This window comes from Acidovorax sp. LjRoot204 (genome assembly GCF_056175785.1).
On the sequence record NZ_JBGFFF010000179.1, the window covers coordinates 1 to 7,665 of the forward strand.

The 7,665-nt window shown below is 63.7% G+C and carries 9 protein-coding genes and 2 tRNA genes; all 11 read left to right on the plus strand.

The window, feature by feature from the left end:
- The first annotated feature begins 83 nt into the window (after positions 1 to 83).
- A complete protein-coding gene (gene hscB / locus AC04MI_RS21515; protein ID WP_476498652.1) occupies positions 84 to 602 on the plus strand; it encodes a Fe-S protein assembly co-chaperone HscB in 519 nt (172 codons plus the stop codon).
- An 80-nt stretch (positions 603 to 682) separates the two neighbouring features.
- Positions 683 to 2,554 (plus strand): Fe-S protein assembly chaperone HscA, encoded by a 1,872-nt coding sequence (gene hscA, locus AC04MI_RS21520; RefSeq protein ID WP_476498653.1) that lies wholly within the window; start codon positions 683 to 685, stop codon positions 2,552 to 2,554.
- 42 nt (positions 2,555 to 2,596) lie between these two features.
- Complete coding sequence (gene fdx / locus AC04MI_RS21525) at positions 2,597 to 2,935, plus strand: ISC system 2Fe-2S type ferredoxin (protein WP_192421435.1); 339 nt, start codon at positions 2,597 to 2,599, stop codon at positions 2,933 to 2,935.
- Positions 2,935 to 3,648, plus strand: coding sequence for a DNA polymerase III subunit epsilon (gene dnaQ / locus AC04MI_RS21530; RefSeq protein WP_056063030.1), 714 nt, complete (start codon positions 2,935 to 2,937; stop codon positions 3,646 to 3,648). The genes fdx and dnaQ overlap by 1 nt, the downstream gene beginning before the upstream one ends.
- Positions 3,649 to 3,685: 37 nt before the next feature.
- A tRNA-Val gene (locus tag AC04MI_RS21535) sits at positions 3,686 to 3,760 on the plus strand.
- A gap of 51 nt (positions 3,761 to 3,811) precedes the next feature.
- Positions 3,812 to 3,886 (plus strand) — tRNA-Val (locus AC04MI_RS21540).
- A gap of 155 nt (positions 3,887 to 4,041) precedes the next feature.
- Positions 4,042 to 5,079, plus strand: coding sequence for a histone deacetylase family protein (locus AC04MI_RS21545; RefSeq protein ID WP_476498654.1), 1,038 nt, complete (start codon positions 4,042 to 4,044; stop codon positions 5,077 to 5,079).
- A 35-nt stretch (positions 5,080 to 5,114) separates the two neighbouring features.
- Positions 5,115 to 6,212, plus strand: coding sequence for an NAD(P)/FAD-dependent oxidoreductase (locus tag AC04MI_RS21550; protein ID WP_476498655.1), 1,098 nt, complete (start codon positions 5,115 to 5,117; stop codon positions 6,210 to 6,212).
- Between the two features lie 144 nt (positions 6,213 to 6,356).
- The gene (locus AC04MI_RS21555; RefSeq protein ID WP_008904788.1) at positions 6,357 to 6,659 is read left to right on the plus strand and encodes a DUF883 family protein; all 303 of its coding nucleotides are present in this window, start codon (positions 6,357 to 6,359) and stop codon (positions 6,657 to 6,659) included.
- 45 nt (positions 6,660 to 6,704) lie between these two features.
- The gene (locus AC04MI_RS21560) at positions 6,705 to 7,100 is read left to right on the plus strand and encodes a phage holin family protein (RefSeq protein ID WP_099730347.1); all 396 of its coding nucleotides are present in this window, start codon (positions 6,705 to 6,707) and stop codon (positions 7,098 to 7,100) included.
- The gene (locus tag AC04MI_RS21565; protein ID WP_369816974.1) at positions 7,097 to 7,438 is read left to right on the plus strand and encodes a hypothetical protein; all 342 of its coding nucleotides are present in this window, start codon (positions 7,097 to 7,099) and stop codon (positions 7,436 to 7,438) included. Before AC04MI_RS21560 ends, AC04MI_RS21565 begins: the two co-directional genes overlap by 4 nt.
- Positions 7,439 to 7,665 lie beyond the last annotated feature (227 nt).

Here is a 7,665-nt window from a genome sequence, read left to right on the forward strand (position 1 = left end):
GTCTTCAGCTGATGTAACGCCAAACCGCCAACGCGCTCTGTGCTGGCGGTTTTTTCTTGGATTTTCTTCACGCCCCCTTGCGCATGAATCTGCAATCTGACGACTTCGAACTGTTTGGCCTGGCTTGCCGCTTTGCACAAGAACGCAGCGCCATCGACGCSCGSTGGAAGGAACTGCAGCGCGARGCCCAYCCSGACMRSTTTGCYGCGCARGGCGCYGCGGCGCAGCGCGTRGCGATGCARTGGTCSGTGCGCATCAACGARGCYTACCARCGCCTSAAGGACCCCATGCGCCGGGCGGCCTATCTGTGCGAACTGCACGGAGCGCCTATCCGTGCCGAAGACAACACCGCCATGCCCGCTGCATTTTTGATGCAGCAGATGGAATGGCGCGAGGCACTGGAAGATGCCCGCGCAGACAGCGAGCTGGACGCACTGGACGATGAGGTGGAACAAGCCCGGCGTGCCGCTCTGTCGCAGTGCGAGCAACTCATCGACCAGCAGCAGGACTATGCCGGCGCGGCCCGCCAGGTTAGAGCCCTCATGTTCATTGCGCGATTTGCGGACGACATAGAACGTCGCCGAGAGCAACTGGGACAATAGAGCGGTTTTGCTTTCCCCCTGGGGTCCCTGTCGCTTGCTGAGGTGATGGCGTCCCCCACCACGTTGAGACCCGAAATTTCATGGCGCTTTTGCAGATCTCCGAACCCGGCCAGTCCCCCGACCCGCACCAGCGGCGCATCGCTGTGGGCATTGACCTGGGCACCACCCATTCTCTGGTTGCCGCTGTGCGCAATGGCGTGTCCGAATGCCTGCCCGATGCACAGGGCAGGGTGCTGCTGCCCTCGGTGGTGCGCTACTTGGCCAACGGCGGTCGCCAGATCGGATATGACGCCGTGGCGGCGCAGGCCCAGGATGCACGCAACACCATTGCCTCGGCCAAACGCTTCATGGGGCGTGGCCTCAAGGACGTGGCGGAAGCGGGCAAGCTGCCATACGACTTCGTGGCTGCTGCTGATGGCGGCGAGGGCGGTATGGTCAGCCTGGCCACGGTGGATGGCAACAAGTCGCCCGTCGAGATCAGTGCCGAGATCCTGGCCACGCTGCGCTACCGCGCCGAAGACACCTTCAATGATGATCTGTATGGCGCAGTGATCACCGTGCCTGCTTACTTCGACGACGCCCAGCGCCAGGCCACCAAGGATGCGGCCAAGCTCGCCGGCATCAACCTGCTGCGCCTGATCAACGAGCCCACTGCGGCGGCGATTGCCTATGGCCTGGACAACGCCAGCGAGGGCGTCTACGCCGTCTATGACCTGGGTGGGGGTACGTTTGATATTTCCATCCTGCGCCTGACGCAGGGCGTGTTCGAAGTGATCGCCACGGGCGGCGATTCGGCCCTCGGAGGCGACGACTACGACGCGGCGCTGGCGGACTGGGTTCTGCAGCAGGTGGGGCAACAGGCGGTCACACCAGCCGACAAGTCGGCCGTGCGCATGGCGGCACGCGCCTGCAAGGAGGCCTTGACTGCTACTGATTTGGTAGCATTCAAGGCAGATCTATCTAGCGCTTCTGTGCAATTTGACGTCAAACGGTCGGATTTTGACGCGGTGACGGCCGATTTGACCGCCCGCTCCACGGCGGCTGTGCGCCGTGCCCTTCGCGATGCGCATCTGGCGCGCGATGAAGTGCAGGGCGTGGTCATGGTGGGCGGCTCCACCCGCATGCCGCAGGTGCAGCGGGCCGTGGCGGAGTTCTTTGGCAAGGAGCCACTGACCAACCTGAATCCCGACGAAGTGGTCGCGCTGGGTGCCGCCATCCAGGCCAACCAGCTGGCCGGTAACAACACGGCAGGCGACCTGCTGCTGCTGGACGTGATTCCGCTGTCTCTGGGCATCGAAACCATGGGCGGGTTGGTGGAGCGCATTGTTGCGCGCAACGAGACCATACCTACCGCCAAGGCGCAGGACTTCACGACCTACAAGGATGGACAGACCGCGCTGGCCATCCATGTGGTCCAAGGCGAGCGTGACCTGGTGCAGGACTGCCGCAGCCTGGCGCGCTTTGAGTTGCGCGGTATTCCCCCGATGGCGGCAGGCGCTGCGCGTATCCRTGTGACCTTCACCGTCGATGCCGATGGCCTGCTGAGCGTGGCCGCGAAAGAGCAGGGCAGTGGGGTGGAGGCCCGCATTGACGTGAAGCCGTCGTATGGCCTCACGGACGACCAGATCGCGCGCATGCTGCAGGATGGCTTTGCCACGGCCGCGCAGGACATGAAAGCCCGTGCCGTGGTCGAGGCCCGCGTGGACGCCGACCGCATGCTGATTGCCACGCAAAGCGCGCTTGACGCGGATGGCGACGTGCTCAGCCCCAAGGAGCGGGCTGCCATCGACGCCCTGATGGTGGCCTTGCGCCACCAGCGCGACGCCGACGATGCCGCGGCCATCGAGGCCGCCACGGAAGCCCTGGCCAAGGGCACCGAGGCGTTTGCAGCCCAGCGCATGAACCGCGGTATCCAGCAGGCCCTGGCCGGCAAGAACGTCGCGAGCCTGTGATACGAGCCAGCGCATCCCTCTGAACAAGAAAAAGACCACCCCATGCCTGTCATCAAGATCCTTCCCCATCCCGAATACTGCCCCGCTGGCACTGAGATCACGGCGCCCGCAGGCACCTCGATCTGCGAAGCCCTGCTGGACAACCACGTCAACATTGAGCATGCCTGCGACATGAGCTGCGCTTGCACCACCTGCCACGTCATCGTGCGCCAGGGGCTGAACTCGCTGAATGCGGCAGAAGAAGAGGAAGAAGACCTGCTGGACCGCGCCTGGGGCCTGGAGCCGCAGTCGCGCCTGTCGTGCCAGGCCATCCTGGCGCAGACCGATCTGATCGTCGAAATTCCGAAGTACACGATCAACCACGCCAAGGAAAATCACTGATGTCCCGGCAAATTGTTCTGGACACTGAGACCACCGGCCTTTCGGCCGAAGGTGGTGACCGCATCATTGAACTGGGTTGTGTGGAACTGCTCAACCGCAAGCTGACCGGCAACAACCTGCACCTGTACTTCAACCCTGGCCGTGACAGCCATGAAGATGCGCTGAAGGTGCACGGCATCAGCAACGAGTTCCTGAAGGACAAGCCCAAATTTGCCGACGTGGTGGACGACATCCTGCAGTACCTGCAGGGCGCCGAGATCATCATCCACAACGCTGCGTTCGACGTAGGCTTTCTCAACAAGGAGCTGGAGCTGGTGGGGCGCCCGGCGTTTGGCACCTATGTGCAAAGCGTGACCGACACGCTGGCCATGGCCAAGGAGATGTACCCGGGCAAGCGCAACTCGCTGGACGCCCTGTGCGACCGTCTGGGCGTGGACAACTCGGGCCGTACGCTGCACGGCGCCTTGCTCGACGCCGAGCTGCTGGCCGACGTCTACATCAATCTCACACGCGGGCAGGATGCCTTGCTGATCGCCGACGATGGCCATGACAGCGCTGACGGCGTGAAGGTGGCAGCCATCGATTTGCGTGGCCTTGCGCTGCCGGTGCTGCGGGCGAGCGAACAAGAGCAGGCGGCCCATGCCGAGGTGCTCACGCAGATCGACAAGGCCAGCGGTGGCAAAACAATTTGGCGAACTCTCCAGTCGGCCTGAAAAGCTGTGCCATAATAGAAGGCTGTCACAGCGACAAGGGTGATTAGCTCAGCGGTAGAGCACTGCCTTCACACGGCAGGGGTCACATGTTCGATCCATGTATCACCCACCATGTTGCTGCCAGACTTTTCGCGGCGGTATCTTTCTCCAAGGTGCTTGCGACGGGTGATTAGCTCAGCGGTAGAGCACTGCCTTCACACGGCAGGGGTCACATGTTCGATCCATGTATCACCCACCAATTCAAAAACCCCTGCAGGTTCCTGACCTGCAGGGGTTTTTTCTTGGCTCGTCCGCCTGTCTGCAAGCTGCAAAGTGCAGCGACCATTCGCCAAAGCGGCATACAACGCAGGCTTGCGCGCTACATTTGTCGCCCGTACCTGCAACGCTGCATCCATGATCACCTTTCACAATCCCTTGCACCAGGGGCATGCACCGGCCCACGAATTCTTCCGGGGTGAGCGTGTGCCCTGTTTTGAAAAACCCGAACGTGTGGACTATGTGGAAGACGCCCTGCGCACACGCGGCCACGCCATGGTGTTGCCCGATGTGGACTGCAATGCTGTGCTGGCCCAGGTGCATGCGCCGCGCTATATGGCCTTTCTGCAGACCGCATGGCAACAATGGCTGGCACTGGACCCAGCCAATGCGTCTGTTCAGCCGTTTCCGTCTGTCTGGCCGGTGCGCACGCTGCGCAGTGATGTGGAACCCGACAACTTTGTCGCACGGCTGGGGCTGTACTCCATGGACAACGGTACACCCATGGCGGCAGGAACCTGGGCCGCAGCCAAGGCGGGGGCAGATGCGGCTGCCAGCGCGGCAGCACGCGTTGCACTGGGGACGCGCGCCGTGTTTTGCTGCACACGGCCGCCAGGGCATCATGCGGGCCCGGACTTCATGGGGGGCTATTGCTTCTTGAACAACGCCGCCGTGGCAGCGCAAACCCTGYGCAACCAGGGCGCCCAGCGTGTGGCGGTGCTSGAYGTGGACTACCACCACGGCAACGGCACGCAGAGCATCTTTTACGACCGCAGCGATGTGCTGTTCATCAGCATGCACGGTGACCCGCGCACGGAGTACCCCTTCTACCTGGGCCACGCCGACGAGACGGGCGAGGGGGCTGGTGTTGGGTTTAACCTGAACCTGCCCTTGCCTGCGGGCACCAGCGCGGCAACATGGTTCGATGCACTTGAGCAAGCGTGCCTGCGCATCACGGATTACAGCGCCGACGGGCTGGTGATCTCTCTGGGGCTGGATGCCTTTGAGGGCGATCCCATCTCGCGGTTTGCACTGGCATCGTCAGATTTCACCCGCCTGGGCGAGCGGCTGGCACGGCTGGGGTTGCCCACGGTGTTCGTGCTGGAAGGCGGCTATGCGGCGGCCGAGCTGGGCACCAATGCCGTCAACGTGCTCGATGGTTTTGAGCAGGCCTGACGCGGCACCCGGCAGGTGATGCAGGAGACGCACTGATGATCGATACGGTGGATTGTGTGGTGGTAGGCGCGGGTGTGGTGGGGCTGGCGGTGGCCCGTGCACTGGCGCTCCAGGGGCGGGAGGTGATGGTGCTGGAGGCAGCGGACGCCATCGGCACTGGCACCAGTTCGCGCAACAGCGAGGTGATTCATGCCGGGCTGTATTACCCCGCAGGTTCGCTCAAGGCCAGGCTGTGCGTGCGGGGCAAGGAATTGCTTTACGCCTACTGCACGGAGCGCGGTGTGCCCCACCGCCGCTGCGGCAAGCTGCTGGTGGCAACCTCTGCCGCCCAGCTGGACAGCCTGGAAGGCATCCAGGCGCGCGCCCGTGCCAACGGAGTGCTGGACCTCCAACGCCTGAGCCGTGAAGAAGCCTTGGCGCTGGAGCCCGCTCTGGCCTGCATCGGCGCTTTGCATTCACCCAGCACCGGCATCGTCGATAGCCATGCACTCATGCTGGCGCTGCAGGGCGATCTGGAGCATGCGGGTGGTTTTGTAGCGCTGAATTCACCACTAGCGCTAGCATCTATTGGTTCTGATGCTATTGATTTGGAAGCAATGGATGGCACGCGCCTCCGCGCGCGCACCGTGGTCAACGCCGCTGGGTTGCAAGCCCCTGCGCTGGCTGCAAGGCTTGCGGGGCTGGCCCCGCAGCATGTGCCCACCGCTTACTACGCCAAGGGCAACTATTTCACGTTGACGGGCAAGGCGCCGTTCAGCCGACTGATTTACCCGGTGCCCGAGGCTGCGGGTTTGGGTGTACACCTCACGCTGGACCTGGGCGGCCAGGCCAAGTTTGGCCCGGACGTGCAATGGGTGGACTCGCCCGACGATCTGCAGGTGGACCCCGCGCGCGGCGATGCCTTTTATGCCGAGGTGCGCAAATATTGGCCGGGCTTGCCAGATGGCGCTCTGGCGCCGGGCTACGTTGGCATGCGCCCCAAGATTCACGGGCCCAGTGCATCCGCTGCCGACTTCGTCATTCAAGGGCCTGCTGTCCATGGGGTAGCCGGGCTGGTCAACCTCTTTGGCATCGAGTCGCCCGGCTTGACAAGTGCCCTGGCCATTGCGGAGCATGTGGCTGCGCTGGTTTGATCTGCAGCAAGCCATTTGCAATCAGTAACCTCTTGCGTCCCCGTCCTACGAGGGGTTTCTGCGCGGATGGCTAAGATGAACTTCAGCCCTAACGTTCGCGTGCGGGGTTTCCCATCACTTTTGGCACTACACAGAAAGGCTTGTATGACTGCTTCTGACACCACGACCACCCAGGGCGAACTGGAAAAGCTGGTTTCCGATCTGCGGGGGCTGTTGGCCAACAAGGACCTGGACGCAGTGCCTGAAATCAAGCTGTTGCGCCAGCGCCTGGACGATGGCATGCACAACGTGCGTGAATCTGCTGTGCGCGCCGCTCAGGACGCCGCCCGCCAAGCGAAGGAAGCCGCTTTGGCAGCCGACCGCTACGCCCATGACGAACCTTGGCGTGTGGCTGGTGCCGCATTGGCCGTGGGTGCGTTGGTTGGCTTTCTGCTTGCACGCCGCTGATCGTCGCTGTCCTCCCATGACGGCACGCTACAAAGGCAACAAGACATGAACTGGCTCTCGCTGCTGGGTCTGGAAGGGTTGGCCGCCCGCTGGCGTGCCAACCTGATCGAGGGCGCCATCGCCGCCGAAGACCGGATGGATCTGGCCCGCCTGGAATGGGCGGACCTCAAGCAGCGGCTGCAACAACTGCTGGTGCTGACCATTCTGGTCGTTGGGCTCACGGTGGTGGCCCTGATCATGGTGTCGCTGGCGGTGCTGGTGCACTTTTGGGACTCCCCGCAACGCACGCTGGTGGCGTGGCTGGTGGCTGCCGTATGGGCTGCAGGCTGGGCCGCCGCCACGGTGTCGTTGGTGTCTGTGGCGCAGCGCGCGGGCAGCGGCTTTGCGCTGACGCGGCGAGAGTTGGCCCAGGACTGGCGTGACATCAAGGAGCGCTTGTGAGCACCCCCCACCCAACAATTGGTACACCGCAGACTGCGCCCACGGTGAAGCTGGTAGCTACCCCGGAGCAGCAGCGTGTGCTTGACCGAATTGAACTGCAGCGCGAGCGGCTGCGTGCCCGCCGCGTGGCCCGGGCCCAGGCCCGCGCGCTCGCGGAGCAAGCCGGAGGCGCCACGGGCGGTGGAGATGCCTCGCTGGCGCTGCGCGCCGCCGGGTTCGCGCGCGAACACCCGCTGGCGGTGGCGGCCATGGCCGGTGTCGCTCTGGTGGCCGGCCCGCGCAGGTTGATCCGGTGGGCGGGCATTGTCCTGCCGATGCTGATGCGCTTGCGGCGCTGACGACTGGCGGGGTTGCGGAGGGCGGCGTCCCGCTGCTCAAAACCACGCCGAAAACTGAAACGGAGCCCTGTTGCCAGAGGCTCCGTTTTCTTGTGGGGCAATGTGACCGAGCGTTTGTGGCCCGAGGGGTTAGCGCAAGGCCTTGATGGCCTTGGYGGCCTTCACGACCAGCGCAGGGCCTTCATAAATCAGGCCGGTGTAGATCTGCACCACGTCTGCCCCTGCAC